The organism is Actinomadura kijaniata, assembly GCF_014138665.1.
Lineage (GTDB): Bacteria > Actinomycetota > Actinomycetes > Streptosporangiales > Streptosporangiaceae > Spirillospora > Spirillospora kijaniata.
On record NZ_JACJIA010000015.1, the window covers coordinates 196,813 to 221,063 of the forward strand.

A 24,251-nucleotide genomic window follows, 5' to 3' on the forward strand; every position below is an offset into this window, starting at 1 on the left:
CCCGCGACGGACGTGGGCGAGGCCGCGCAACTGTTGGTGGAGATGCTGGCAGCGCCCCAGCCCACATGAGCCGGGGGCACGGCATGGTCCGTACCCGGTCACGTTGACCTCGTCGCGCCTCCACCAGACCGGGACGTCTTCCCCGCCGGACGCGGAGGGGAGGGCAGGGGAGATGTCCCGTCAGACGGGCGTGGCCGGCGCGTTCTCTACGTCGCACTAGAGGCGGGTCGCGCCCCCACAGCGAACCCCCTCGGACTTGCGCGGAGTCCGAGGGGGTTCCTGTGATCACGGGGCGACATGGCCTCTGCGATAGTGCTCCCAATCCGGTATCTCACTGGTCACGTCACATATGCCGTCATGGCATCCGTCGTGCTTGATGGGTCCCGGGTCGGCCTGTCTCCAGTCCACTCCCTGGTGATCGGTCACGGGGCACATGCCGTCATGGCATCCGTAGTTGGGTTCAGGATCGGCGGTCGTGGCGGAGGCGGCTGGAGCCGACATCGCCAGCGCGGCCCCAGCGGCCAGACCCGTCAGGGTCACCGCCACCGGGCGGAGCAGCGTCTTCATGATCTTCTCCTCTCGTGCGTCTGTCCGCACCGCCCCATAACCCAGAGGAGTGAATCAATGACGGATGGTAGGTAGATTCTCGGAAGATCACCCGGCGCTGTGGCCCACCAGACGGGTTCCTACGTGCGTGTTCCGACTGCCTGACGTACTTTCGAAGCAGTACGGGGAGTCAGAGAGCCTGCTCACACCAGACGGCCTTGCCGCCCGCCGTGCGGCGCACGCCCCAGCGGCGGGCCAGGCGGCTCACCACGTGCAGGCCGCGGCCCGACTCGGCGACGGCCTCCCCCTCGCCGGCGGCGCGGATGCGGGGGCGGCCGTCGGAGCCGTCGAACACCTCGCAGACCAGTCCGTCCTCGCGGACCAGCCGCAGGGTGACGCGCCCGCCCGCGTGGCGGATCGCGTTGGTGACCAGCTCGGAGGCCATCAGCACGGTCGAGTCGGCCAGCTCGCCGAGGCCCCATCCGGCGAGCGTGGTGCGGATCAGGCCGCGGGCGCGGCGCACGGCGGCCGGGTCGGCGGGCAGGTCCCAGGACACGTGCGCGTCGCCGGGGATGCGGTGCAGGCGGGCCAGCAGCACCGCGATGTCGTCGCGGTGCTGGTCGTCGAACACGCCGTCCAGGGTCGCCTGGCACAGGCCGTCCAGGGTGTCGGCCCCCTTGTCGAAGGTCTCCCGCAGCCGGGCCAGGCCGTCGTCGATGTCGCGGGCGCGGTTCTCCACCAGGCCGTCGGTGTACAGGAACAGCAGCGTGCCGTCCTCGACGGTGAACGCGCGGCTGACGACCGGGCGGCCGTCGCCGATGCCGAGCGGCGGCGCGGGCGGCACGTCCAGGAACTCGGCGGGGCCGCCCGGCGGGGCCAGCAGCGGCGGCAGGTGCCCGGCGCTGGCGATCTCGCACCGGCCGCTGACCGCGTCGTAGACGGCGTAGGCACAGGTGGCGAAGTGCGGCTCGCGCTCGCCGAGGGTGCGCATCAGCGAGTCCAGGCGCTCCAGGGCCTCGGCGGGCGGCAGGTCCAGCCCGGCCAGGGTGTGGATGGCGGTGCGCAGGCGTCCCATGGTCACGGCGGCGCGCACCCCGTGCCCGGCGACGTCGCCCACGACCAGCGCGACGCGCGCGCCGGGCAGCGCGATCGACTCGTACCAGTCGCCGCCGACCTCGATCAGGCGGCTGCCGGGCAGGTAGCGGTGGTGGACCGACACCGACGACGGCGCCGACAGGCCGGTCGGCAGCAGGCTGCGCTGCAGGGTGAGGGCGGTGGCGCGTTCCCGGCCGTAGCGGCGGGCGCTCTCCACGAACAGCCCGGCGCGGTTGGCGAACTCGGTGCCGATCTCGACGTCGTAGGCGTCGAACGGCCGGTGCCCGGACGTGCGGGTGCACACGAACAGCCCCAGCGTCGCGCCGTCGGCGTCGCGGACCGGCAGCACCAGCATCGACGCGCCCTTGAGCAGCTCGGCGACCGGGGTCCGCCGCCACGCCTCGGCGATGCGCGCGGCGGTCTCGCCGTCCAGCGACAGCAGCACCGGCTCGCCGGTGCGCAGGGCGCGCGTGTGGGGGGCCGGTTCGGGGAACGCCAGGGTCTCCCCCACCGGGAACGTGGCGTCCCACGCCGGATCGCCGTCGTCGAACGCGGTCGCCATCCGCCGCAGCATGACCGCGTCGCCGGCGCCGTCCGCGTCGGCGTCGATCATGTTCTCCCGCAGCAGCAGCCCGCCGGTGTTGCAGAAGGTGGGGACCAGGACGTTCATCAGCTCGCGGGCCAGCAGCTCCAGGTCGAGGGTCGCGCCGATGCGCGGCAGCGAGTCCTCCATCAGCGCGCGGCGGATCACCGCGGGGTCCAGGAAGCGGTCGGCCAGCGGGACCGGGACGCGGACCACCGCCAGCGCGGCCAGGTCGCCGCCGCGCATCGGGTGCACGGTGACGACGGCGTCGTGGCGGCCCCCGGCCGGGGTCTCCATGGTCAGCATCGCGGTGCGCTCGCGGCCGTGCCGGAGGGCCTCCAGCAGCGGTTCGCGGGCGCCGCCGATCAGGTCGTCCAGCCGCGCCCCCGGGAGGTCGTCGGCGTCCACGCCGAGCGCCGCCGCCGCGCTGCGGTCGAACTGGAGCACCCTCCCCGACGAATCCGTGCCGAGAATGAGAATTCGGGTGGACGACTCCATCGCTCGATTATGGGACACGGGACGCCCCTCACGAGGGCCGTTCCGGGAAGGGCGTGCACCGAGATCGCGTCGCCGTTGTTTCGGCCTGGCAACAACTGCCGAGGCGTTCCCGGATAATTCGGCGGCTTCCCCTTTTTAGGACTTCCCGAAAACCTGCGGCGGGGGAACCGGCGCGGTGGTGCCGTCGCCCTCGCGGATCGGCGCGGCCCCGGCGGCGAACGCCGCCAGGTCCTCCCCCTCCACCAGCCGGGCCCGGGCGGCGCCGCCCGCCGCCCGCCGGGTCAGCGCCTCCACCGGCAGCGGCCGCCGCGAGGCCACGACGATCAGGTTCCCGAAGCGGCGGCCGCGCAGCACGCCGGGGTCGCCGAGCAGCAGCACGTGCCGGAACACCGAGCGCACCGTCGTCACCACCCGCCGCGCGAACGGCAGCCGGAACCCGTCGGCGACGTTCATCAGGTAGACCCCGCCGGGCCGCAGCACCCGCGCGACGTCGCGGGTGAACTCCTCGGTCACCAGCTCCACCGGCACGGCGGCCTCGGCGAACGCGTCCAGCACCACCAGGTCGTCGGCCTCGTCGGGCACCCCGGCCAGCCCGGTCCGGCCGTCGGTGACGCGGATCTTCAGCCCGGCGACGCCCTTCACCGGCAGCTGCTCGCGGACCAGCTGCACCAGGCGGCCGTCCGGCTCCAGCACCACCTGCCGGGAGCCGGGCCGGGTCGCGGCGACGTACCGGGGCAGCGTGCAGGCCGCGCCGCCGATGTGGACGGCGTCGAACGGCTCCCCCTCCAGCCCGAGGCTGTCGACGACGTCGCCCATCAGCCGCATGTACTCGAAGTCCAGGTAGGTGGGGTCGGACAGGTCCACGTACGACTGCGGGACGCCGCCCACGCACAGCACCCAGCCGCCGTCCCGGTCGGCGTCGCGCAGCAGCTCGGCCTCGCCGCCGGCGATCTCGTACCGGTCGGCGCGGGGCTCCGCGCCGCGCCGTGTCCCTCTCCGTGCCATTCCCTCACCTTACGGTCGGCCGGCCGCCTCCCCGGCCGGTCGCGCCCGCCCGCCGTTCTGTCGGTGCGCCTCCGTAGGCTCCCGTGCCAGACGGAGCGAACGTCCACAAGGAGGAGATCATGGCGCGGGAGACCACCTACCTGGAGCTTTCCGAGGACGACGGGGGCGCCCACAAGTTCTACGAGGTCGTGGTCTCCGACACCGAAGTGACGATCACCTACGGGCGGATCGGCGCGGCCGGGACGGCCAAGACCTCCTCGTACCCGACCGCCGACAAGGCCCGCGCCGCCGCCCGGAAGAAGATCGACGAGAAGCTGCGCAAGGGGTACGCCCCGGCGGTGCGCGGGGCCCGGCAGGCCCGGCCGATCACCCGGCGGCCGGTGACCAGCGGGCGGTCCACGGCGCGGCAGGCCCCGGTGCTGTGGCGGTTCGCCAGCGGCGCCGCCGCGTTCGGGATCTTCGTGGACAAGCAGCGGGCCTGGGTCGGCAACCAGCGGGGCGACGTCTACACCGTCACCCACGAGGGCGCGGTGACCGGGCACTTCAAGCTGCCCGAGGGCGTCAAGTGCATCGTCGCCGACGACTTCTGGATCTACGCCGGGTGCGACGACGGCCGGGTCTACGACCTGAGCGGCAAGGCCCCGTACGCGGCCTACGAGATCTCCCCCGACGTGGACATCTACTGGCTGGACATCCACGACGGCATGCTGGGCGTGTCGGACGCGGGCGGCCGGGTCACCGCGATCGACCACGAGGACGAGTTCCAGTGGAAGCACGACACCGACGGCCGCGCCGGGTGGATGGTGCGCTGCGACGGCGAGGCGGTCTACCACGGGCACACCAAGGGCGTGGCGCGCTACCGGGACCTGGACGGGCGGCTGGTCTGGCACACGCCGGTGGAGGGCAACGTGCTGTTCGGCTGGCAGGAGCACGACGCGGTCTACGCGGGCACCGCGCACCACAAGGTCTACCGGCTGGCCAAGGAGGACGGCCGGATCGAGTCGGTGTACCAGTGCGACGACGCGGTGTTCTCCTGCGCGGTCGCGCCCGACGGCCGGTACGTCTTCGCCGGGGACAACCATTCCTCCGTGTACTGTTTCGACCGAGGCGGCAAACGGCTGTGGAAGCTGGCGACCGGTTGCGGATCGGCGTTCTCGATGCAGTACATTGACGATCGACTGTACCTGGTCACCACCGACGGCTCCCTGGCCTGTATGGACGTCAGCGAGGACGCCATCCGGGCCGCCGAGCAGGGGACCGTCCCGCGGGCGCGGGACGTCAAGATCGAGGCAGGGCTGGCCGCGGTCCGACCGGCGACGACGCTGGAGACCGCGGGGCCGGGCGACCGCGGCGTGGTCGTCGAGTGCTACCAGGACGGTCCGCGGCTTCGGGTGCGCGTGGTGGACGAGGGTTACGACTCCGGTTGGAACCTCCAGTTCCCCAAGGGCATCCGCGAAGCGGGCGCGCGTTACCTCGTCGAGGAGGTCCGCCCGTCGGGGCGCGGCGGTTTCTACCGCGCCTACGGCGAGATCAAGCGCCTGCGCTAGCCGTCACCGCAAAAGATCTTCCATACGGTCCGCGTGTCGCGTTCGCGCGGGACGCTCCCCACCGGCCGTATGGAGGGCCCGACACGATCTGCGGAAGGCGACTTCATGACACTGCCCCAGGCGACCGGCACCCAGGCGACCGACCCCCCGCCGGCGGCACGGAGCGTCACGGCGGCACAGGATGTCACGGCGGCGGACGAGGTGGCGGGCATCTGCTCCGACCTGCTCCGCTTCGACACCACCAACGAGGGCGAGGGCCGGGGCCGGCCCGAGCGCCCCGCCGCCGAGTACGTCGCGACGCTGCTGGACGACGCGGGGGTCGAGCCCATCGTCGTCGAGTCGGCCCCCGGCCGGGCCAGCACCCTGGTCCGGATCCCCGGCACCGACCCGGACGCGCCCGCGTTCCTCGTCCACGGGCACCTGGACGTGGTGCCCGCCGACCCCGGCGAGTGGAGCGTGCACCCGTTCTCCGGGGAGGAGCGCGACGGCTACCTGTGGGGGCGCGGGGCGGTGGACATGAAGGGCACCCTCGCGATGACGCTGGCGACGGTCCGGCAGCGGCTGCGCGAGGGCCGCCGCACGCGCGGGGACCTGGTGCTGGCGTTCCTGGCCGACGAGGAGTGCACCGCCGCCTACGGCTCCAAGTACGTCGTGGACGAGTGCCGGGACTGGTTCACCGGCGTCACCGAGGCGATCAGCGAGTCCGGCGGGTTCAGCGTCACCGCCGCGCCCGGCACCCGGATCTACCCGATCGCGACCGGCGAGCGCGGGTCGGCGTGGATGCGGCTGACCGCGCGCGGCACCGCCGGGCACGGCTCCAAGCCCGCCCCCGACAACGCCGTCGCCGAGCTGTGCCACGCGATCTCGCGGCTGGCCTCCCACCGGTGGCCGGTCCGGCTGACGCCGGGCGTGCGGGCGCTGCTGGACGGCATCGCCGACGCGCTCGGCGAGCCCCTGGACCACGACCGGCTGGACGCCGAGGCCCAGCGGCTCGGCCAGGTCGGCAAGCTGTTCGCGGGCACCATCCGCAACTCCGCCAACCCCACCCGGCTGGACGCCGGGTACAAGGTCAACGTCGTGCCCGGCTCCGCGCAGGCGCAGGTGGACGGCCGGACCCTGCCGGGCCTCGGCGAGGAGTTCTTCGCCACGCTGGACCGGCTGCTCGGCCCGAGGATCACCCGCGAGTTCATCAGCCACGAGGAGGCCATCACCGCCGACCCGGACGGGCCGACCTTCCACGCCCTGGCCGACGCGCTGCGCGCCGAGGACCCCGGCGCCCGGCCGGTGCCGTACGTGATGTCGGGCGGCACCGACGCCAAGGCGTTCGCCCGCCTCGGCATCCGCAGCTTCGGGTTCGCGCCGCTGCTGCTCGGCCCGGAGCTGGACTACCAGGCGATGTTCCACGGCGTGGACGAGCGGGTGCCGGTCGAGGGGCTGCGGTTCGGCACGCGGGTGCTGGACCGCTTCCTCGACACCCGCTGACGCCCGTTCCCGGCGGTCACCGGGCGGTCACTCGGCGACCCTGGTCCGGCGGTCCCACACGAAGACCGGGAGCCTCCCCTCGGGGGTGTCGCGGTGCCGGGAGGTCGCCCGGAAGTGCTCGTAGCCACCCCGGAACGGCAGTTTCACCTCGGCGCCGGGCGGGGTGATCCGCACGATCCGCCGCGGCAGCCCCTCCGGCCCGCCTTCCAGGAACGCCTTCAAGGTGGTGTCCATGGGGGGATCGTCACACGCCCCGAGGCGGCACGCCTATGTCCCCGCGGTGGCATCGGACGCACCGCGGGGACAGGTCGCTCAGCGCGGCAGCGCGGCCAGTTCCCGCCACTGGCGGCGCGGCAGGCCGGGGCCGTCGGTGAGCACCTGGAGGCAGACGTGGTCGGCCCCGGCGTCCAGGTGCTCGCGGACGCGCGCGGCGATGCGGTCGAGGTCGCCGTAGGCCACGATCGCGTCCACCAGGCGGTCGCTCGGCCCGCCGGCCATGTCCTCCTCCCCGAAGCCGAGCCGCTGGAGGCTGCGCCGCTGGTGCGGGGCGGCCTCGGCGTAGAACCCGACGTGCGCGCGGGCCACCTCGCGGGCGCGGCCGAGGTCGGGGTCGAGGACGACGGCCTGCTCCACCCCCAGGAAGGCGTCCGGCCCCATGGCCCGGCGGGCCGAGGCGGTGTGCTCGACGGAGACGAAGTAGGGGTGCGCGCCCCAGGTGCGCTCGGCCGCCAGCTCCAGCATCCTCGGGCCGAGGGCGGCCAGCACGCGGCGGGGCGCCGGGTCGGGCACCGGGCCGTGCCGCGGGACCGCGTCCATCGCGTCCAGGTAGCCCCGCATCGTCGTCACCGCCCTGCCCCGCGCGGGCATCGGGTACCCGTCCAGTTCCATCACCTCGTCGGACACCCGGTGCCCGCCGAGCCCCAGCAGGTAGCGCCCGGGGAACGCCTCGCCGAGGGTGCGCTCGGCGGTGGCGGTGGCGATCGGGTCGCGGAAGGCGATGTTGGCGATCCCGGAGGCGACGGTGAGGCGCCGCGTCGCCGCCAGCAGCAGCCACGCCTGCCCGAAGGTGTCGCGCCCCAGCGCCTCGCCGAACCACAGGGCCCCGTAGCCCAGCTCCTCGATCTCCGCCGCCGCCTCCCGGACCTCGCCGGCCGGGGCCCCGTCGAACGCGAACGTCCAGATCCCCAGCCGGCCGAGGCCGTGCCGCGCGTCGTCCATCATCCACTCCCTTAAACGGAGAGGCTCTCCGTTTCCGTTCCGGTACGATACGGAGAACTTCTCCGTTTGGCTAGCCGGGATGGGCGATGACGACCGACAGACCCCTGCGGGCCGACGCGCGCCGCAACGCCGAACGCGTCCTGGCCGCCGCCCGCGAGACGTTCGCCGAGCAGGGCCCCGACGCCTCCCTGAACGAGATCGCCCGCCGCGCCGGGGTCGGCCCCGGCACGCTCTACCGGCACTTCCCGAACCGGCGGGCGCTCCAGGCCGCGGTGCTGCGCGACCGCGTCGAGCGGCTGGCCTCGCTCGCCGGCGAGCTGCGGGCCGCCCCGCCGGCCGAGGCGCTGGAGGCGTGGCTGCGCGCCTTCCTGGCGCACGCCCGCACCGATCACGGGCTGGGCGGCGAGGCGCTGCGCCACGAGCCGTCCGACCTGGACTTCGACTGCCACCAGGTGATCGTCGACACCGCCGCCGGAGTGCTGGACCGCGCCCGGCGGGCCGGGGCCGCGCGGCCCGACGCCCGCCCCGGCGACCTGCTGCGGATCGTCGCCGGGATCGCGCTGTCGCCGCCCGTCGGGGACGACGACCCCGACCAGGCCGAACGGCTGCTGGCGCTCACGCTGGACGCGGTGCGCGCCCGCACGGTTAGCTAGGCGGGCTAAGCAAAGGGGCACCCGCTCCGCGGCGGAATCTCCCGATGAAGTAGGTTCTGGCCGGATCTCTCGCGGCACGAAGGGGGCGTACGGTGGCGGTACCGATCATGGAGCAGCCCGCGGACTGGACCGAGCCGGGGGCGCACCCGGTCGCCCCCGGCGTCCACCGCGTCCCCCTGGCACTGCCGATCCCGTCGCTGCACGCCGTCAACGTCTACGTCATCGAGGACCCGGACGGCCTGGTCGTGGTGGACTCGGGGTGGGCGATGCCCGACAGCCACAGGGCGCTGTCGGACGCGCTGCGCACGCTGGGCCACCGGCTCGACGACGTGGCGCAGTTCCTGGTCACGCACGCGCACTGGGACCACTACTCGCAGGCGCTCGCGCTGCGCGACGCGTTCGGCACGCGGGTGCGGATCGGGCGCGGCGAGCGGGCGTCGATCGAGGCGTTCGACGTGGCCCGGGGGCTGCACCCGCGCCAGGCCGAGCTGCTGCGCCGCTGCGGCGCCCCGGAGCTGGCCGGCCGGATCGCGAACGCGGGCGTGGGCGCCGAGGACCGGCGGATGCCGCACACCGCCCCCGACGGCTGGCTGGACGACGGGGAGCGGATCGCGCTGACCCGGCGCGGCCTGGACGTGTTCGCCACGCCCGGCCACACGCGCGGCCACATCGTGCTGCGCGACGCCGCCGCCGGGCTGCTGTTCGCGGGCGACCACATCCTGCCGCACATCACGCCGTCGATCGGGCTGGAGACCGAGCCGGAGCCCAAGCCGCTGCGCAGCTACCTGGAGTCGCTGCGGCTGGTCCGCGGCATGCCCGACACGCTGCTGCTGCCCGCGCACGGCCCGGTCGCCCCCAGCACCCACACCCGCGTCGACGAGCTGCTGCGCCACCACGAGGAACGCCTCGCCGCGGCCGCCGCGCAGGTCCGCGCCGGCCACGCCACCGCCCACGAGGTGGCGCGGGCGATGCCGTGGACGCGCCGCCGCCGCAGCCTGGAGGACCTGGACGACTTCAGCCAGATGCTGGCCGTCCTGGAGATCGAGGCGCACCTGGACGTGCTGGCCGACCAGGGCGTGCTGGACGCGCACGAGGACGACGGCGTTCGCCGCTACGCCCCCAGGCCCTGACCGGAGAGGCCGCCACCCGGCCCGCACGACGCCCGAGCCACGGACGGCGGCCCGCCGCCATCCAGACCGCCCCTGCCGCGCCGACTCCCGCAGAGCACCGGTCGGATCGACGCGGCGCGACGGCACGCTGACCGGGCCGGCCCCGCCGCGCTGGCCACCGCACGGGACGCGGCCAAAGAATCCCCCAGACGGCCGACCAGCACGCCTGGGCCCCCGACTCCCGCAGAGCATCAGTCAGACCGACGCGGCGCGACGGCGCGCCGACCAGGCCACCCTGCTGCGCCGGCCGCCTCGCGGGACGCGGTCAGGGAGTCCTTCAGATCGCCGAGCGGCGCGTCCGAGGCCCCTCGCAGGCGTCGGCCGGGTCGGCGCGCGATGCGCCCTGTGTTCCAGCGGCCCGGTCCCGTAGATCCGCCGGAGGCCTCCTCCGGTACTGGCCGGTGGGACGCCCTCGATCACCGGACGGTGGGGCTCACAGGCCGGCGGTGAGGGCTCGCAGGGCGCGGATGCCCAGGTCGGCGGGGGATCCGGGGCCTTCCGAGGGGGTGTCGCCGGCCGCCCACGCCTCCAGGGCGACGCGGATCGCGGCGGTCGCGGCGGCGGCCGCCAGCCGCACCTCCAGCGAGCCCGGGTCCCGGTCCATCAGCCCGGCCAGCACGGGGACCAGGCGTTCCTCGGAGTCCTGGTTGATCTTCAGCCACACCGCGCGCAGCGCCGGGTCGCGCCCGGCGGCCCGCAGCAGGCCGCGCATCCACCGGTAGCGCTCCCGGGTCGCCAGGTCGGGTTCGGCCAGCACCAGCCCGGCGGCCCGCTCCAGCGCCTCGCGCGGCGGCATCCCCGGCGGGGAGCCTGCCAGCAGGTCCCGCCAGCGCAGCGCGCCCACCGACAGCAGCGGCGCGACCGCCTCCTCCTTGGTCGGGAAGTACCGGTAGAAGGTCCGCGGCGCGACCCCGGCCCGTCGGGCGATCTGCTCGGCGGTGACGCCGTCGGCCCCGTGCTCGGTGAACAGCTCGGCCGCCGCGCGGGCGATCTCCGTCTGGGTGGCGGCCTTGCGGCGTTCGGTGAGCGTGCTGCGGGGCTCCTCGGTCACCCCACGATTCTAGGCGTGAGAGGCCGAGGTGGCACGTTGTGCCAAGTAGGCATAACCTGACGCAACAGCGATCGGAGGAACCACCATGAACCGTTTCGAGGGACGTCGCGTCCTGGTCACCGGCGGCGGGTCGGGCATCGGCCGCGCCACCGCGCTGCGCGTCCTGGAGGAGGGCGGCCGTGTCGTCGCGTTCGACGTCAACGCCGAGGGCCTGGCGGCCACCGCCGAACGGGCCGGGACGCGTGCCGACCGGCTCACCACCTCGGTGGTGGACATCTCCGACGAGACGGCCGTGCGCGCCGGGGCCGCGGCGGCGGTGGAGACGCTCGGCGGCCTGGACGTGCTGGTGAACGCGGCGGGCATCCTGCGCTCGGCGCACACCCACCAGACCACCCTGGAGTTCTGGAACCGGGTCCTGGCGGTCAACCTGACCGGCACCTTCCTGATGACCCGCGAGGCGCTGCCCGCCCTGCTGGAGTCCGGCCGCGGCGTGGTGGTGAACTTCAGCTCCACCTCGGCCTCGTTCGCCCACCCCTACATGGCCGCCTACGCCGCGTCCAAGGGCGGCATCCAGTCGTTCACGCACGTGCTGGCCGCCGAGTACGCGGGGCGGGGCCTGCGCGCGGTGGCGGTCGCGCCCGGCTCGATCAGCAGCGACATGACCGACGGCCGCGGTCCGGGCCTGCCCGGGGACGCCGACATGAGCCTGTTCGCCAAGCTGGTCCCGGCGCTCAACCAGGGCGGTTTCGCCCCGCCGGAGACGGTCGCGGGCGTGGTCGCGGCGCTGGCCTCCGACGACGGCGCGTTCGTCACCGGCACCGAGATCCGCATCGACGGCGGCACCCACTTCTGACCCGGCCGCCGGCCCCTGTAAGCCCGGGTCCGGGGCCTCATGCCTCCCAGTGGAAGGCGTACCGGCGCTCTCCAGCGCGTACCGGCCGGGCCGCAGCAGCCGCAGGAGGGGCCGCCGGCCACTCCCCGAGCGCCTTGACCTCCGCGACCGCCGTGCGCGGGTCGCGGGCGCGGGCCGCGACCCTCTCGGTGCTGCCGCCGACTCCGCCCGCCACGGCGGCGGGGTCCCCGGCCAGCAGCGGCACGCTCGCGTCGGTCCGGCCGACGACCGCGATCAGCCCCTCCCCGTCGGGCACCTCGACGTACTGCATGATCGACATCCGGCCAGGCCGGGCGGAACGCCCGGAAAGCCGCGCCGTAGGGTGAAGGCCCCCACCCCCAGGCGGAAGGAACGTGATGGCGCGAGCCGCGGAGTTCGTGGAGATCAAGGACGCGGAGGAGCTACGGGAGCTGCTGGGCGAGGTGACGCCGAGAGCGGCACAGAAGGAGCGCCCCCGGCTGCACGCGCGGGACCGCGAGTGGCTCGCCGCCTCCCCGTTCTGCCTGGTGGCCACCAGCGACGCCGCCGGCGACTGCGACGTGTCCCCCAAGGGCGACCCGGCCGGGTTCACGCTGGTGCTGGACGACACCACGATCGCGATCCCCGAACGGCCCGGCAACCGGCGGGCCGACGGGTTCCACAACATCCTCGCCAACCCGCACGTCGGGCTGGTCTACCTGATCCCGGGCCGCAACGAGACGCTGCGCATCAACGGCCGCGCCCGGCTGGTGCGCGAGGCCCCGTTCTTCGAACAGATGGTCGTCAAGGGGCACCGGCCGCTGATGGCGATGGTGGTGGAGATCGACGAGATCTTCTTCCACTGCGGCAAGGCGTTCCTCCGGTCGGGGCTGTGGAAGCCGGAGTCCTGGACCGGCGACACCCTGCCCTCGCACGCCCGCCTCGTCAAGGAGATCCAGCAGGACCCCATGAGCGTGGAGGAGCTGGAGCGCTACTACGGGGCCACCTACGCCGAGAAGCTCTACAAGGGCTGACCGGGGGCCGGACGCGACGCGGGCGTCGCCGGAACGTTCCGGCGACGCCCGCGTCGTTCCCCGACGGTCAGCCGCTCTTGCGGCGGAACTGGCGCTGGTGGTCGGCGCGGGAGTGCGCTCCGCGCACCTTCGAGCCGTTCCGGCCCGCTCCCTCGCCGTGCTTCTCCGAGGTGGCGTCGCGCTTGCGCTCCAACGCCTCCCGGAACTTGCGCTTCACGTCGTCCTCGGAGCCCTCGTGTGCTTCTGGCGAGTCGGCCATGCGGTCCTCCAGCTCTCGGTGGTGCTGTCCCCAGCCTCGCACGTCCGACCGCGCGGCACGATCCGGGGCGCCCGAGATCACCGCGACGGAAACGGCGATGAAACCGGACAGTAACGCATCGTATCCCCTAAAGTCATCGATCATGGACGCGCAGCCCATGTCGGCCGACCAGTCGCCGCACCACCCCCCGCTGGAGCAGCTCGCCCTCGAACCGCTGCTGATCGACGAGTCCGCCGATCCGGCGCAGACCTACGAACGGCTGCGGTCGCGGTACGGCCCGGTCGTCCCGGTGGACGCGCTCGGCGTCCCGGCCTGGCTGGTCATCGGCTATCCGCAGGTCCTGGAGGTGATGCGGGACCAGCGCGGGATCTGGAGCAAGCGGATCGAGTCCTGGCGGGCCTACGCCGAGGGCCGGGTGCCCGAGGAGTGGCCGCTGATGAGCGTCTCCCGGGGTGGGAGCGTGGTGTACCGCGACGGCGCCGACCTGACGCGCCTGCGCGGCGCCTGGAGCGCGGCGCTGCAACCGTTCCAGGACCGCACCCGGCCGCAGGCCCGCGCCCTGGAGGCGGCCGTGCACCGCTACGCCGACGACCTGATCACCGCGATGACCGAGGGCGGCCCGGCGGCCGGGCAGACCGACCTGGTCGCGCGGTACAGCCGTCCGCTGCCGCTGATGGCGCTCAACCGGCTGTTCGGGTTCGGCTCCGACCACGGCGAGGAGCTGGTGCTCGACATGTGGCGGATGCTGGACGCCGGGCCGGAGGCCCCCGCGGCGCTCGCGCGGCTGGTCGCCGCGCTCACCGAGAGCTCCGCCGCCAAGCGGGCCACGCCCGGCGAGGACCTGCCCTCCTACATGCTGGCCGCCCAGCCGGACATGACGGTGGAGGAGATGGCCCGCCAGATGATGCTGCTGGTCGCGCTGGTCGGCGACCACACCGCCACGCTCATCGCCAACACCGTCGCCGAGGTGCTGAAGGGCGACACCGGCGCCCGCGCCGGGCTGGCGGGCGGCATGATCCAGGAGGCGGTCAACCGGGCGGCGATCTCCTCCCCGCCGATGTCGAACACGACGCTGCGCTGGGCCCGGGCGGACGTGCGGCTCGGCCGCTACCTGGTCGCGGCCGGGGACCCGGTGATCCTGTCGATCGCGGGCGCGCACACCGACCCGGTGTTCACCGCGGGCCACTCCTCGGACGCGGTCCGGTCGTCGCGCGCCCACCTGGCGTGGAGCGCCGGGCCGCACGGCTGCATGGGCCGCGACCTGGCCACCACGATCACGGTGATCGCGGTGGAGCGGCTGTTCGAGCGGTTCGCCGCGCTGCGGCTGGCCGTGCCGCCGGAACACCTGCCGTGGCGGACCTCTCCCCTGATGCGGGGGCTGCGGGCGCTGCCGGTGCACTACGAGCTTTCGGCGGCGCCGGTGCGCCCCGGACCGGCCGCGGCCGCGGCGGTCTCGCCGGAGACCGCGGCGCAGGAGGCGTCCCTGGCCCGCCGGGTGCTGCGCGCGCTGCGGCTGGTGCGCTAGGCGGCGCCTCAGGCGGTGGGGCGCGCGGCCTCCTCGCGGATGCGGTCCCAGGCGGCGCGGACGTGCCGTTCCTCGGTGGCGGGCCCGCCGACGGCCAGGCGCAGCAGGACCCGGCCGCCGACCCTGGTGTGGGTGAGGTAGAGGTCGCCGGAGGCGTTGAGGCGTTCCATCAGGGCGAGCGTGGCGGCGTCGGCCTCGTCGGGGGCGAGGCCGGCCCAGCGGGGCCGGAAGCACACCAGGCCGAACGGGTGGTGGTCGCGGACCTCGAACGCGGGGTCGGCGGCGATCCAGGAGGCCAGCGCGTCGGCGAGCCGCGCCCCGGCGCGGATGTGGGCGCGCAGCCCCTCGGCCCCGTACCAGCGGATCACCGACCACAGCTTCAGCGCGCGGAACCGGCGTCCCAGCGGGATCTGCCAGTCGCGGTAGTCGATGACGTCGCCGGAGGTGGTGGCCTGGTTGCGCAGGTACTCGGGCAGGATCGACAGCGCCTCGATCATCGGCGCGCGGTCGGCGAGCCACAGCAGGGTGCAGTCGAAGTTGGTGAGCAGCCACTTGTGCGGGTTGGTGGAGTAGGAGTCGGCGTGCTCGGCGAGCCCGTCGTTGACCCACCGGAACTCCGGGCACACGGCCGCGACGCCCGCGTAGGCGGCGTCCACGTGCAGCCACACCCCGTGCCCGCGGCACACCTCGCCGATCGCGGGGACCGGGTCGACGGCGGTGGTGGAGGTGGTCCCCACGGTGGCGCAGACCATGACGGGCACGGCCCCGGCCGCGGCGTCCTCGGTCAGCAGCGCGTCCAGGTGCGCGGGGTCCATCGCCAGGGTGCCGGGGTCGACGTCCACGACCCGGACGTTGGCCGAGCCGATGCCGGTGATCCGGGCGGCCTTCTCCAGCGACGAGTGCGTCTGCGAGCTGACGTAGAGGGTGTGGCGCCGGTCGATCCCGTCGCGCGCCGCCGATCCGCCGGTCCGCTGCACCGCCGCCAGCAGCGCCACCAGGCACGCGCTGGACGCCGAGTCCTGGATGACGCCGTTGCCCCGGAACGCGGCGGGAAGCCCCAGCAGGTCCACCATCCAGTCGGCCACGCGCGTCTCCATCTCGGTGCACGCGGGACTGGTGGCCCACAGCATCCCCTGCACGCCGAGCCCGGACGACAGCAGGTCGCCGAGGATCGCGGGGCCGCTGGTGTTGGAGGGGAAGTAGGCGAAGAACGAGGGGTGCTGCCAGTGCGTGACGCCCGGCAGGACGATCCGCTCCAGATCGGCCAGCACGCCCTCGAACCCCTCCCCCTCCTCCGGCGGGCGAGCGGGCAGCGCGTCCTGCACATCACCCGGCTTGACCTGCGACAACACCGGCATCGACGCGATCCGCTCGTGGTAGTCGGCGATCCAGTCGACGACCTGCCTGCCGTACCGGCGGAACTCCTCCGGTGTCATGTGCCCCGCCATACCGCCTCCCGTCCTCGTCGTCACAAGTGATCGTAAAGTCCGGCCACCCCGTTTAGCGCGTGCCGCATGGGAACGACTTCCCTCCACAGGGAGGGAAAGACATGACCGACAAGAACAACAAGCACAGCCCGCGCGTGGACGAGCAGATGGAGCATGAGACCCAGGGCATGGTCCGCGGCGGCCACTCCACCCACGCCGAGGAGTGGAGGGAGACCGAACCGGTCTCCACCGACACCTCCTGGGACCCGACGGCCCCCGAGGACCCCACGACCCTGACGACCTCCCGGCAGGAGGGCGCGCCGCCCGGGATGAACGCCGAGGACGTGGAGGAGCGCAGCGCCCTGGCCCGGCTGCTGACGGGGGTCCGCTGGCCCGCGACCCCGAAGGACCTGGTGGCCCACCTGGACCGTCCGGGCGCTCCGGACGGGGCGGTGGCGGCGCTGGAGAACCTGCCCGACCGCGAGTACGAGAACCTCGCCGACGTGGCCGAGGAACTGGGGTACGGCCGGGAGTCCCGCCGCTTCTGACCGGCGGGAATCCGGCGCCCCTGCCCGACGCTTCGCGGCGCGGTCCGGGACGCGGCGCCTCATGGGCGGCGCGTCCCGGACCGCGCCGTCCCGTGTGCCCGGATGAACTCAGTGGTGGACGTGGGCGGCCGGGGGGCCGCACCACATCGTCAGGGCGTCCCTGATCTGGGTGGCGCGGCGGTCGGGGGCCGTCTCGTCGGTGGCCCAGGCGATGTGGCCGTCGGGGCGGACCAGCGCCGAGGTCCGCGTCGCGCCGTCCGCCGACGCGCAGTGGACCCGGTCGGCCCAGCGCTTGGTGGCCAGGTAGGTCACCGCCGGGTCGTTCGCCGCCACGACCAGCACGAACCGGCCGCCGCGCAGGGCCTCGTGCAGGCGGGACGGCTCGCCCATGAGGGGGATGTCGGGGGCCCGGCGGCCCGTGAGGGGGTGCGCGCCGCGCGGGGGCGGGTAGGCGACGCCGATGCCGGAGACCGTCTCGGCCGCGCGGCGCGCGACGGGCGGGACGCGCGTCGCCAGGGCCGCCGCGGCCGTACGGGCGGCGCGGAGCGGACGCGGGCCCAGCGTCGCCGCCCTGACCAGGCCGCCGCTGGTGCGCAGGACGGCCCGGCCGACCGGGTGGCGTTCGGCGTGGTAGGTGTCCAGCAGGCCGGGCCCGGTGTGGCCGTGCAGGACCGCGGCCAGCTTCCAGCCGAGGTTGGCGGCGTCCTGGAGCCCGGTGTTCATGCCCATGCCCCCGGCGGGCGAGTGCACGTGGGCGGCGTCCCCGGCCAGGAACACCCGGCCCGCGCTGTAGCGCGGGACCTGGCGTTCGTCGCTGTGGAAGCGGGAGGTCCAGCGCGGGTCGCGCATGCCGTGGTCGGTGCCCAGGGCGCGGCGGACGGTGGCGCGGAGCTCGGCGAGGTCGACCGGTTCGGTGTCGGGGACCTGGTGGTCGCGGTTCCAGGCGATCGCCCGGTACCAGCCGTCGCCGAACGGCGCCAGGAACGCGAAGGCGTCCCCCGACGACCCCACCGTGAGGACCTCGCGGGGCTCGTCGTCCAGGCGGACGTCGGCCAGCATCACCGAGCGGATCGCCGACCGGCCCGGGAACGGCAGTCCCAGCGCCTCCCGGATCCTGCTGCGCACCCCGTCGCATCCGACCAGGTAGTCGGCGCGGCGGTGGTCGGCGGTGCCGTCGGCGAGGCGGATCTCGACCTCGACGCCGGTCTCGTCCTGCCGCAGTCCCACCACCTCGGCGCCCCGGACGATCTCGGCCCCGGCCGCCAGCGCGCGGCCCTCCAGCACCCGTTCGGTCTCGTACTGCGGGGTCACCAGCAGGTAGGGGAAGCGTCCCGGCAGCCGCGACAGGTCCACCCGGGCGGCGCCGAACAGCCGGACCCGCCGCACCTTCTGCCCGGTGGCCAGCAGTTCCCCGGCCATCTCGCGGGCGTCCAGGATCTCCAGGGTGCGGGCGTGCACGGCGAACGCCCGCGTCAGGCTGGAACCGGTCGCGCGCCGCTCCAGGACCGTGACCGGCACGCCGGCGGCGGCCAGGTCCCCGGCCAGCAGCAGCCCGGCCGGCCCCGCGCCGACGATCACGACGTTCCCGGGTGCCGTCATGCCCGCTCCCTTCCCTCGTGCCTCCCCTGCCCGATCCCGCGTTCCCCGAACCCCCCGGCCGAACCTGGCCGGGCGCGGCACGGCTAGGGCCTGTTTCAAAGTGGGCCTCAGCCGCGCACGCGAGCGCGTTACCTGACCTGCGGGCCCGACGCCGGAGGCGAGGGCCCGCGGGTCAGATCGCGAAGCGATGTCGCGCTCGCCAAGCCCTGGTGAGGTGCGAGCCGCCAGGCGAGCGCCGTGGGCCAGGGCTTTGAAACACGGCCTAGCCCTGGATCCGGCGCTCGCGGCCCGCCCACTCCTTCTCGCGCAGCTGGAACTTCTGGATCTTCCCGGTGGAGGTGCGGGGCAGCTCCGGCACGAACTCCACGCGGTCGGGGGCCTTGAAGTGCGCCAGCCGGTCCCGGACGTGCGCGATGATCTCGGCCTCGGTGGGGGCGTGCCCGTCGCGCGGCACCACGAACGCCTTGGGCCGTTCCCCCCACCGGTCGTCGGGGACGGCGACGACCGCGACCTCCCGGACCGCCGGGTGGGCGTCGATCGCGCTCTCCACCTCCACGGTCGAGATGTTCTCGCCGCCGGAGATGATGATGTCCTTGGCGCGGTCGCGCAGCTCCACGTACCCGTCGGGGTGCCGGACGCCGAGGTCGCCGGAGTGGAACCAGCCGCCCCGGAACGCGTGCGCGGTCGCGGCCTCGTCGTCGAGGTAGCCGGCCATGACGTTGTTGCCGCGCATGACGATCTCGCCGAGGGTCGCGCCGTCGGCGGGCACGTCGTTCATCTCCTCGTCCACCACGCGCAGCCCGTCGGTCTGGAGCATCCCGACGCCCTGCCGCGCCAGCATCCGCGCCCGGTCGGCGGCCGGCAGGCCCTCCCAGCCGGGCTGCGGCTCGCACACCGCGTAGGGGCCGTAGGTCTCGGTCAGCCCGTAGACGTGCACGATCCGCGCGCCCAGCTCCTCCAGCCGCGCCATCGTGGTGGGGCTCGGCGGCGCGGCGGCGGTGGTGATGACCAGGGGCCGGTCCAGGCGGTGGGCCCGCGACGCGTCGGCGATGGCGCGCAGCACGGGGGGCGCGCCGTTGAGGTGGGTGACGCCCTCGGAGTCGACGAGCTCCCAGATCCGCTCGCCGTCCACCGCGCGCAGGCACACCTGGGTGCCGCCGGCCGCGACCAGCGCCCAGGGCGTGCACCAGCCGTTGCAGTGGAACATCGGCAGCGTCCACAGGTACACGCTGTCGGGGGTGTGCCGCGAGTGGACGATCTCGCCGAGCGCGTTGAGGTAGGCGCCCCGGTGCGTGTAGACCACGCCCTTGGGGCGGCCGGTGGTGCCGGAGGTGTAGTTGACGGAGATGGGGGCGTTCTCGTCGGCGGGCTCCCAGGGGAACGCGGTGTCGCCGCCGCGCGCGGCGAACGTCTCGTAGTCGGTGCCGCCGACGTCCGGGCCGGGGGCGGCGTCCGGGGCGGCGACGGTCACGATCTCGGTGACGGTGGCCAGGCGGCCCGCCAGCGGCGCGACCGTCGCGTGCAGCCCGGCGTCCACGACCAGCAGCCTCGCCCGCGAGTGGTCGCAGATGTGGCGGACCTCCTCGGGCGAGAGCCGCGTGTTGATCGCCACCAGCACCGCGCCCGCCAGCGGCACGGCGAAGTGGGCGACCAGCAGTTCGGGGATGTTGGGGGCGAGGTAGGCGACGCGGTCGCCGGGCCCGACGCCGGAGGCGCGCAGGGCGCCCGCCAGGCGGGTGACCCGCTCGGCGAGGTCGGCGTAGGTCCAGCGCCGGTCCCCGTGGACGACGGCCGGTTTGCCCGGGAAGACCTCGGCCGACCGTTTCAGGAACGCCAGCGGGCTGAGCGGGCTGAGCATGACGGGACCTCCCGTGCCGTGTCACCTGCGTCCCGGTCAGCATGACACGGGGGGTCGCCGCCGCGCCGTCAGCGGAAGTCGTCGACGTGGTCGCGCGCCCATTCGGCGAACGCGCGGGGCGGGCGCCCGGTGACGCGCTCCACGTCGGGCCACGGCTTCTCCAGCGCCGACCAGTCCTGCTCGGCGTAGCCGCTGCCGGTGTCGGGCGATTCCCCGCCGTACTCGACGAATCCGAGCATCAGGTCGGCCGACTCGGCGGCGAACCCGCCCTGCGCCCGCATCAGCTCGCGGGCGCGCTCCCGGTCGACCTCCTCGTAGCGGACCTCCTCCCCCAGCGCGTCGGCGATGGCCGCGACCTGCTCGCGGACGGTGACCGGCGCGGGCCCGGTGAGCGTGTACGCCTGCCCGTGGTGGCCGTCCTCCAGCAGGGCCGCGACGGCGACGGCGGCGATGTCGTCCTCGTGGACGAGCATCATGGGCTCGTCTCCGAACGGGTGGCGGACCACGCGTTCGGCGCGGATGGCCGGGGCCCAGATCTGGAGCATGTTGGTCATGAACCCGCCGGGCCGCACATGGGTCCACTCCAGGCCGGACGCCGCCACGACCTCCTCGACCGGGTTGGCGTGCAGCCCGGCGGTGACCGAGGCCGCCGACAGGTCCACGATCCGCCGCACCCCGGCGTTCCGCGCCATGGCCACGACCTCGCGGGCGGTCTCCTCGACCGGGAACAGGTACATCCGCTCGACGCCCTCGAACGCCGCGCCCAGACCGGCCGGGTCGGCGAGGTCACCGCGCACGACCTCCACGTCCCGCGGGAACCGGGCCCGGGCGGGGTCGCGGGTCAGCGCCCTGACCTCCACTCCCGCCCGCCGGAGCCGTGCCACCACGTTGCGGCCGACGAACCCCGTCGCACCGGTGACCAGAACCTTCATGACGCCTCCTCGTTGCCGACTCCCCCGACGCTAGAGGCGGTGTAGGTCAGTTCCCGTCCGCGACTCCCGGTTCTCCGGCGGCTCCTCCGGCCAGGCCGTGCAGCAGCAGGTCGGTCAGGGTGTCCACGATCTCGTCGTCGGTGGCGCCGGGGCCGTCGTCCCCGGCGGTGAGGACCGCGTAGCCGAACATCGACAGCAGCGCGCCGACCGCCGGGGCCAGCAGCGCGGGGTCGCCGGGCAGCCGGTGGCCGCGCTCGCGCAGCCACTCCAGGTGGTCGCGGAGGACGTCGGTCTCGGCGACCAGGCCGCGCCACAGGTTCCCCGAGCGCGGGTCGTCGGCCATCATCGCCTGCGTCCGCGCCACCACGACCGGCAGGTGGTCGCGGAAGACGCTCCAGGCGACGGCGAGGTGGTCGCGCAGCTGGGCGCGGTCCGACAGGTCGTGGTCGCGGGGGTGCTCGTGCGCGCGGATCTCGTCGTCGGCCTGCCGCTCCATGTCGGCCATCAGCGCCTGGAGGAGCTCCTCCTTGCCGGCGAAATGGTCGTAGAACGAGCCGGTCGCGCGCCCGGCGGCGGCCGTGATGTCGGTGATCTTCGTGTTGAGGTAGCCGCGTTCCAGGAACAGCCGGCGCGCCGCGTCCTTCAGCGCCGCCTGCGTCTCGGCCGCCCGGGCCTTGCGTACTCCCGCCATCCGTCCCCCTTGACCGTCGCGTGCGGACGTCATCATACTGAAGCCCAGTTCGCCGAATATAGATTCAGTGAATTAGGATTCAGGAGGCTTTCATGCGGGTCATCGTGGTGGGCGGCGGGGTCGCCGGGGCGGCGAGCGCGGTCGCGTTGCGGCGGATCGGCGCGGAGGTGACGGTGTACGAGGCGTACGCCGACCCGGCCGGGCAGGTGGGGGCGTTCGTGAGCCTGGCGTCCAACGGGCTGCGCGGGCTGGCGGCCCTCGGCGTGCTGGAGGAGGTGCGGGCGGCGGGGTTCGCGGTGCCGCGCCAGCTCATGTGGTCGGGGTCGGGGCGGCTGCTGGGCGACCTGCCGCGCGGGCGACGGCCGGACGACCCGCTGCACAGCGTCACGCTGATGCGGGGCCGCCTGGTGGAGACGCTGCGTGCCGCCGCCGAGCGGGCCGGGGCGCGGATCGTCACCGGGGAACGCCTGGTGGACGCGGTCACCACGGGGACGGGGGTGCGCGCGGTGCTCGACGGCGGGCGCACCGCCGAGGCGGACCTGCTGGTCGGCGCGGACGGCATCTGGTCGGCGACCCGGCGGATCCTGGACCCGGCCGCTCCCGACCCGGCCTACGCCGGGCTCTACACCGCCTCGGGGGTCGCCCGGGGCGTCGCGGGAGTGGAGCCGGGGACGTTCCACATGGTGTTCGGGCGGGCGGGGGCGTTCCTCGCGATCGGCGTCCCGGACGGGTCGGTGTGGTGGGGCGCCCAGCCCGCCGCCGCCCGGGCCCCCGACCTCGACGCGGTCGGCCCGGACCTGCTGGCGGGCCTGTACCGGGACGAGCCGATGCCCTCGGCGGTGCTGCGCGCCGCGACGGAGACGCACCGGCCGACCCTCCACCACACGATGCCGCCGGTGGAGGTCTGGCGGAACGACCGGATCGTGCTGGTCGGCGACGCCTCCCACCCCGTCGGGGCCGGTCAGGGCGCGTCGATGGCGGTCGAGGACGCGACGGTCCTGGCGCACGCCCTGGCCGCGGCGGCGTCCGTTCCCGCCGGTCTGGCCTCCTACGAGGCGGACCGGCGGGAACGGACGGCCAGGCTGGTGAAGATGGCGGCCGCCAACCGGGACGCCAAGACCGCGGGCCCGGTCGCGCGCCGGATCCGGGACGCCGTCATGCCGATGGCGCTCCGGCTCTTCTACGAGAGGGGCACCGCCTGGCTCTACGACTACCGGCCGCCGGAGCTCCCGGTCAGCGCCGGGACGCCACGTGCAGCGTCACGCTCCTGGGCTCCTTTCCGCTGACCGTCTCGTGCACGTACCAGGAGTCGGGCACCTGGTCCTCCTTGAGGACGTGCTCGCCGAAGTCCCAGTCGGCCGACTGCTCGGGCCGCGGGGACATCTCGGCGTACCCGACGATCCGGACGCCGCGTTCCTTCGCCACCCGGCGCAGCTCGCCGACCTCCATCCCCTTCACCCGCACCCCGCTGAGGGGCTCGCCGCGCGCCGCCGCGTCCCCGCTGACCTGGTACCGCTCCCCCGGCCGGGCGGCGCGCCCGAACGTCAGCGTCACCCGCTCGCGCAGGCCGGTGGGTACGCGGACGCCCGGCTGGCACCAGAGGTCGCCGCAGCCGCCCTCGCCGTCCAGCGGCGTGACGCGCGGCCTGGTCTTCGTCTGCTCGTCGTAGGAGAGCATCCTGCCGACCAGGCTGGGCGACACCGGCAGGACCCGCAGGTCGACGTTCAGCCCGTGCGTGGCGAACTGCTTGCGGTACATCTCCGGGTCGGCGTTGGGATCCACGATCCGGACCTCCAGGAACTCGCCGCGCTGGGCGAAGGCGAGGGCCCGCGCGGTGCCCACCCGGGGGGTTCCGGAGTCGTCGGTCCGCACGGCCTGCACCCCCACGACGGCCGCGGCCGTCACCGCGACCGTGACGGGGATCGCGACCAGCGTCCGGCGCCGCCACCCGGGCCGGGCGGCGGGCCGGGCCGGGGCGGACCCGGTGGCCAGGGAGTGCAGGGCCTGTTCCACCTGCGCGTCGGTCACGCGCACGTCGCGGGCCGGGTCGTGGACGGCCAGGGTGTCGCGCAACTGCTCGATGTCGTTGCTCATGCGAGGCTCTCCTGAGGGGACGCGGGGGCGGGCGTGACGGTGCCGGGCGGCGTGTCGCCGAGCAGGTGTCGCAGGCGTTTGCGCGCCCGGTGCAGCCGCATCGCCGCCGCGGTCCGGGAACATCCGGCCGCCTCGGCGGCGCTCCTCAGGTCCAGGCCCTCCCAGCACACGAGCATCACCAGCTCGCGTTCGCGTTCGCCGAGCCCGGCCAGGGCCGCCAGCGCCGTCTGCCGGGCGGCGACGGCGGCGGCGTGGTCGCCCTCGCCGTCGCGCCGCCCCAGGTCGTCGGCCAGGGCGTCCAGCAGGCCGTCGCGCCGCCGGTCCTTGCGGACCAGGTTCAGCGCGACGTTGCGGGCCGTGGCGTACAGCCACGGCCGCGGGTCGTCGTCGGGCAGGCGGTCCCGGCGTTCCCAGGCGATCCGGAACGTCTCGGCCGCCACGTCCGCGGCGTCGGCGGGTCCGACCCGCCGCCACGCGTACCGCAGCACCGCCTCGTAGTGGTCCCGGAACATCCGGGTGAAACCGTCGTCGTCGTTCAAGCGCTGTCTCCCGTCAGCACAGCGGCACCGTTCACCTGTTAGGTGTCG

At 74.6% G+C, this 24,251-nt stretch carries 24 protein-coding genes; 9 read left to right on the plus strand and 15 right to left on the minus strand.

Going from position 1 to position 24,251, the window contains the following annotated elements:
- Window positions 1-285 precede the first annotated feature (285 nt).
- The 3 genes from HNR61_RS39910 to HNR61_RS39920 all read right to left on the minus strand — a co-directional run bounded on the left by HNR61_RS39910 (window position 286) and on the right by HNR61_RS39920 (window position 3,727).
- Window positions 286-567 (minus strand): hypothetical protein, encoded by a 282-nt coding sequence (locus HNR61_RS39910; protein WP_182848335.1) that lies wholly within the window; start codon window positions 565-567, stop codon window positions 286-288.
- Window positions 568-736: 169 nt separating this feature from the next.
- The gene (locus HNR61_RS39915) at window positions 737-2,722 is read right to left on the minus strand and encodes an ATP-binding SpoIIE family protein phosphatase (protein WP_182848336.1); all 1,986 of its coding nucleotides are present in this window, start codon (window positions 2,720-2,722) and stop codon (window positions 737-739) included.
- Window positions 2,723-2,857: 135 nt separating this feature from the next.
- Window positions 2,858-3,727 (minus strand): spermidine synthase, encoded by an 870-nt coding sequence (locus HNR61_RS39920; RefSeq protein WP_182848337.1) that lies wholly within the window; start codon window positions 3,725-3,727, stop codon window positions 2,858-2,860.
- Window positions 3,728-3,846: 119 nt separating this feature from the next.
- Here HNR61_RS39920 and HNR61_RS39925 point away from each other — a divergent pair, with 119 nt between their 5' ends.
- Together HNR61_RS39925 and HNR61_RS39930 are read left to right on the plus strand one after the other, a co-directional pair.
- Window positions 3,847-5,274, plus strand: coding sequence for a WGR domain-containing protein (locus HNR61_RS39925; protein ID WP_182848338.1), 1,428 nt, complete (start codon window positions 3,847-3,849; stop codon window positions 5,272-5,274).
- 105 nt (window positions 5,275-5,379) lie between these two features.
- On the plus strand, window positions 5,380-6,756 hold the full coding sequence (locus HNR61_RS39930) for a M20/M25/M40 family metallo-hydrolase (protein WP_182848339.1): 1,377 nt from the start codon (window positions 5,380-5,382) through the stop codon (window positions 6,754-6,756).
- Window positions 6,757-6,783: 27 nt separating this feature from the next.
- Here the strand turns inward: HNR61_RS39930 and HNR61_RS39935 are convergent, their stop codons facing one another.
- Both HNR61_RS39935 and HNR61_RS39940 read right to left on the minus strand, forming a co-directional pair.
- Entirely contained in the window at window positions 6,784-6,990 is a 207-nt protein-coding gene (locus HNR61_RS39935; protein ID WP_067821897.1) for a DUF5988 family protein, read from the minus strand.
- 78 nt (window positions 6,991-7,068) lie between these two features.
- Window positions 7,069-7,974: a TIGR03620 family F420-dependent LLM class oxidoreductase gene (locus tag HNR61_RS39940; protein WP_220510354.1), complete on the minus strand. Its 906-nt coding sequence runs from the start codon at window positions 7,972-7,974 to the stop codon at window positions 7,069-7,071.
- A gap of 86 nt (window positions 7,975-8,060) precedes the next feature.
- Here HNR61_RS39940 and HNR61_RS39945 point away from each other — a divergent pair, with 86 nt between their 5' ends.
- Complete coding sequence (locus HNR61_RS39945) at window positions 8,061-8,627, plus strand: TetR/AcrR family transcriptional regulator (protein WP_182848341.1); 567 nt, start codon at window positions 8,061-8,063, stop codon at window positions 8,625-8,627.
- Between the two features lie 92 nt (window positions 8,628-8,719).
- Window positions 8,720-9,757: an MBL fold metallo-hydrolase gene (locus HNR61_RS39950; RefSeq protein ID WP_312898324.1), complete on the plus strand. Its 1,038-nt coding sequence runs from the start codon at window positions 8,720-8,722 to the stop codon at window positions 9,755-9,757.
- 472 nt (window positions 9,758-10,229) lie between these two features.
- Here the strand turns inward: HNR61_RS39950 and HNR61_RS39955 are convergent, their stop codons facing one another.
- Window positions 10,230-10,847, minus strand: a complete 618-nt coding sequence (locus tag HNR61_RS39955) for a TetR/AcrR family transcriptional regulator (RefSeq protein ID WP_182848342.1) — start codon at window positions 10,845-10,847, stop codon at window positions 10,230-10,232.
- A gap of 85 nt (window positions 10,848-10,932) precedes the next feature.
- On the opposite strand from HNR61_RS39955, the gene HNR61_RS39960 reads away from it, so the two are divergent.
- On the plus strand, window positions 10,933-11,700 hold the full coding sequence (locus HNR61_RS39960; protein WP_182848343.1) for an SDR family NAD(P)-dependent oxidoreductase: 768 nt from the start codon (window positions 10,933-10,935) through the stop codon (window positions 11,698-11,700).
- Window positions 11,701-11,737: 37 nt separating this feature from the next.
- Here the strand turns inward: HNR61_RS39960 and HNR61_RS39965 are convergent, their stop codons facing one another.
- Complete coding sequence (locus HNR61_RS39965; RefSeq protein ID WP_182848344.1) at window positions 11,738-12,019, minus strand: hypothetical protein; 282 nt, start codon at window positions 12,017-12,019, stop codon at window positions 11,738-11,740.
- Between the two features lie 76 nt (window positions 12,020-12,095).
- Between HNR61_RS39965 and HNR61_RS39970 the strand changes: the two genes are divergently transcribed.
- A complete protein-coding gene (locus HNR61_RS39970) occupies window positions 12,096-12,731 on the plus strand; it encodes a pyridoxamine 5'-phosphate oxidase family protein (protein ID WP_182848345.1) in 636 nt (211 codons plus the stop codon).
- 67 nt (window positions 12,732-12,798) lie between these two features.
- Here HNR61_RS39970 and HNR61_RS39975 read toward each other — a convergent pair whose 3' ends face one another.
- Window positions 12,799-12,990: a DUF5302 domain-containing protein gene (locus tag HNR61_RS39975; protein WP_182848346.1), complete on the minus strand. Its 192-nt coding sequence runs from the start codon at window positions 12,988-12,990 to the stop codon at window positions 12,799-12,801.
- Window positions 12,991-13,132: 142 nt separating this feature from the next.
- Between HNR61_RS39975 and HNR61_RS39980 the strand changes: the two genes are divergently transcribed.
- A complete protein-coding gene (locus HNR61_RS39980; RefSeq protein ID WP_182848347.1) occupies window positions 13,133-14,515 on the plus strand; it encodes a cytochrome P450 in 1,383 nt (460 codons plus the stop codon).
- Between the two features lie 8 nt (window positions 14,516-14,523).
- Here HNR61_RS39980 and HNR61_RS39985 read toward each other — a convergent pair whose 3' ends face one another.
- A complete protein-coding gene (locus HNR61_RS39985; RefSeq protein ID WP_182848348.1) occupies window positions 14,524-15,951 on the minus strand; it encodes a pyridoxal-dependent decarboxylase in 1,428 nt (475 codons plus the stop codon).
- Between the two features lie 113 nt (window positions 15,952-16,064).
- Between HNR61_RS39985 and HNR61_RS39990 the strand changes: the two genes are divergently transcribed.
- Complete coding sequence (locus HNR61_RS39990) at window positions 16,065-16,490, plus strand: DUF2795 domain-containing protein (protein ID WP_182848349.1); 426 nt, start codon at window positions 16,065-16,067, stop codon at window positions 16,488-16,490.
- A 108-nt stretch (window positions 16,491-16,598) separates the two neighbouring features.
- Here HNR61_RS39990 and HNR61_RS39995 read toward each other — a convergent pair whose 3' ends face one another.
- The 4 genes from HNR61_RS39995 to HNR61_RS40010 form a co-directional block, all read right to left on the minus strand.
- Window positions 16,599-18,089, minus strand: a complete 1,491-nt coding sequence (locus HNR61_RS39995) for an FAD-dependent monooxygenase (protein WP_182848350.1) — start codon at window positions 18,087-18,089, stop codon at window positions 16,599-16,601.
- A gap of 262 nt (window positions 18,090-18,351) precedes the next feature.
- A complete protein-coding gene (locus tag HNR61_RS40000; RefSeq protein ID WP_182848351.1) occupies window positions 18,352-19,947 on the minus strand; it encodes a long-chain-fatty-acid--CoA ligase in 1,596 nt (531 codons plus the stop codon).
- A gap of 68 nt (window positions 19,948-20,015) precedes the next feature.
- On the minus strand, window positions 20,016-20,879 hold the full coding sequence (locus HNR61_RS40005; protein WP_182848352.1) for an SDR family oxidoreductase: 864 nt from the start codon (window positions 20,877-20,879) through the stop codon (window positions 20,016-20,018).
- A 46-nt stretch (window positions 20,880-20,925) separates the two neighbouring features.
- Window positions 20,926-21,570 carry a TetR/AcrR family transcriptional regulator gene (locus HNR61_RS40010; protein ID WP_182848353.1) on the minus strand — a complete coding sequence of 215 codons (645 nt, stop codon included), beginning with the start codon at window positions 21,568-21,570 and terminating at the stop codon, window positions 20,926-20,928.
- A gap of 92 nt (window positions 21,571-21,662) precedes the next feature.
- Between HNR61_RS40010 and HNR61_RS40015 the strand changes: the two genes are divergently transcribed.
- Complete coding sequence (locus tag HNR61_RS40015) at window positions 21,663-22,856, plus strand: FAD-dependent oxidoreductase (protein ID WP_182848354.1); 1,194 nt, start codon at window positions 21,663-21,665, stop codon at window positions 22,854-22,856.
- On the opposite strand, the gene HNR61_RS40020 is transcribed toward HNR61_RS40015, so the two are convergent.
- Together HNR61_RS40020 and HNR61_RS40025 are read right to left on the minus strand one after the other, a co-directional pair.
- Window positions 22,804-23,664 carry a hypothetical protein gene (locus HNR61_RS40020; RefSeq protein WP_182848355.1) on the minus strand — a complete coding sequence of 287 codons (861 nt, stop codon included), beginning with the start codon at window positions 23,662-23,664 and terminating at the stop codon, window positions 22,804-22,806. The genes HNR61_RS40015 and HNR61_RS40020 overlap by 53 nt on opposite strands.
- Window positions 23,661-24,203 carry an RNA polymerase sigma factor gene (locus tag HNR61_RS40025; protein WP_246444798.1) on the minus strand — a complete coding sequence of 181 codons (543 nt, stop codon included), beginning with the start codon at window positions 24,201-24,203 and terminating at the stop codon, window positions 23,661-23,663. Before HNR61_RS40025 ends, HNR61_RS40020 begins: the two co-directional genes overlap by 4 nt.
- Window positions 24,204-24,251 lie beyond the last annotated feature (48 nt).

Excerpts from the sequence above, each read along its gene's own strand:
- HNR61_RS40000 (WP_182848351.1), bottom strand. The coding sequence starts at position 19,947 with ATGCTCAGCCCGCTCAGCCCGCTGGCGTTCCTGAAACGGTCGGCCGAG.
- HNR61_RS40010 (WP_182848353.1), bottom strand. The coding sequence starts at position 21,570 with ATGGCGGGAGTACGCAAGGCCCGGGCGGCCGAGACGCAGGCGGCGCTG.
- HNR61_RS39990 (WP_182848349.1), top strand. The coding sequence starts at position 16,065 with ATGACCGACAAGAACAACAAGCACAGCCCGCGCGTGGACGAGCAGATG.
- HNR61_RS39915 (WP_182848336.1), bottom strand. The coding sequence starts at position 2,722 with ATGGAGTCGTCCACCCGAATTCTCATTCTCGGCACGGATTCGTCGGGG.
- HNR61_RS40015 (WP_182848354.1), top strand. The coding sequence starts at position 21,663 with ATGCGGGTCATCGTGGTGGGCGGCGGGGTCGCCGGGGCGGCGAGCGCG.
- HNR61_RS39925 (WP_182848338.1), top strand. The coding sequence starts at position 3,847 with ATGGCGCGGGAGACCACCTACCTGGAGCTTTCCGAGGACGACGGGGGC.
- HNR61_RS39960 (WP_182848343.1), top strand. The coding sequence starts at position 10,933 with ATGAACCGTTTCGAGGGACGTCGCGTCCTGGTCACCGGCGGCGGGTCG.
- HNR61_RS40020 (WP_182848355.1), bottom strand. The coding sequence starts at position 23,664 with ATGAGCAACGACATCGAGCAGTTGCGCGACACCCTGGCCGTCCACGAC.
- HNR61_RS39935 (WP_067821897.1), bottom strand. The coding sequence starts at position 6,990 with ATGGACACCACCTTGAAGGCGTTCCTGGAAGGCGGGCCGGAGGGGCTG.
- HNR61_RS39930 (WP_182848339.1), top strand. The coding sequence starts at position 5,380 with ATGACACTGCCCCAGGCGACCGGCACCCAGGCGACCGACCCCCCGCCG.
- HNR61_RS39910 (WP_182848335.1), bottom strand. The coding sequence starts at position 567 with ATGAAGACGCTGCTCCGCCCGGTGGCGGTGACCCTGACGGGTCTGGCC.
- HNR61_RS39975 (WP_182848346.1), bottom strand. The coding sequence starts at position 12,990 with ATGGCCGACTCGCCAGAAGCACACGAGGGCTCCGAGGACGACGTGAAG.
- HNR61_RS39920 (WP_182848337.1), bottom strand. The coding sequence starts at position 3,727 with ATGGCACGGAGAGGGACACGGCGCGGCGCGGAGCCCCGCGCCGACCGG.
- HNR61_RS40005 (WP_182848352.1), bottom strand. The coding sequence starts at position 20,879 with ATGAAGGTTCTGGTCACCGGTGCGACGGGGTTCGTCGGCCGCAACGTG.
- HNR61_RS39945 (WP_182848341.1), top strand. The coding sequence starts at position 8,061 with ATGACGACCGACAGACCCCTGCGGGCCGACGCGCGCCGCAACGCCGAA.
- HNR61_RS39985 (WP_182848348.1), bottom strand. The coding sequence starts at position 15,951 with ATGACACCGGAGGAGTTCCGCCGGTACGGCAGGCAGGTCGTCGACTGG.
- HNR61_RS39980 (WP_182848347.1), top strand. The coding sequence starts at position 13,133 with ATGGACGCGCAGCCCATGTCGGCCGACCAGTCGCCGCACCACCCCCCG.
- HNR61_RS39995 (WP_182848350.1), bottom strand. The coding sequence starts at position 18,089 with ATGACGGCACCCGGGAACGTCGTGATCGTCGGCGCGGGGCCGGCCGGG.
- HNR61_RS39970 (WP_182848345.1), top strand. The coding sequence starts at position 12,096 with ATGGCGCGAGCCGCGGAGTTCGTGGAGATCAAGGACGCGGAGGAGCTA.
- HNR61_RS39965 (WP_182848344.1), bottom strand. The coding sequence starts at position 12,019 with ATGTCGATCATGCAGTACGTCGAGGTGCCCGACGGGGAGGGGCTGATC.
- HNR61_RS39940 (WP_220510354.1), bottom strand. The coding sequence starts at position 7,974 with ATGGACGACGCGCGGCACGGCCTCGGCCGGCTGGGGATCTGGACGTTC.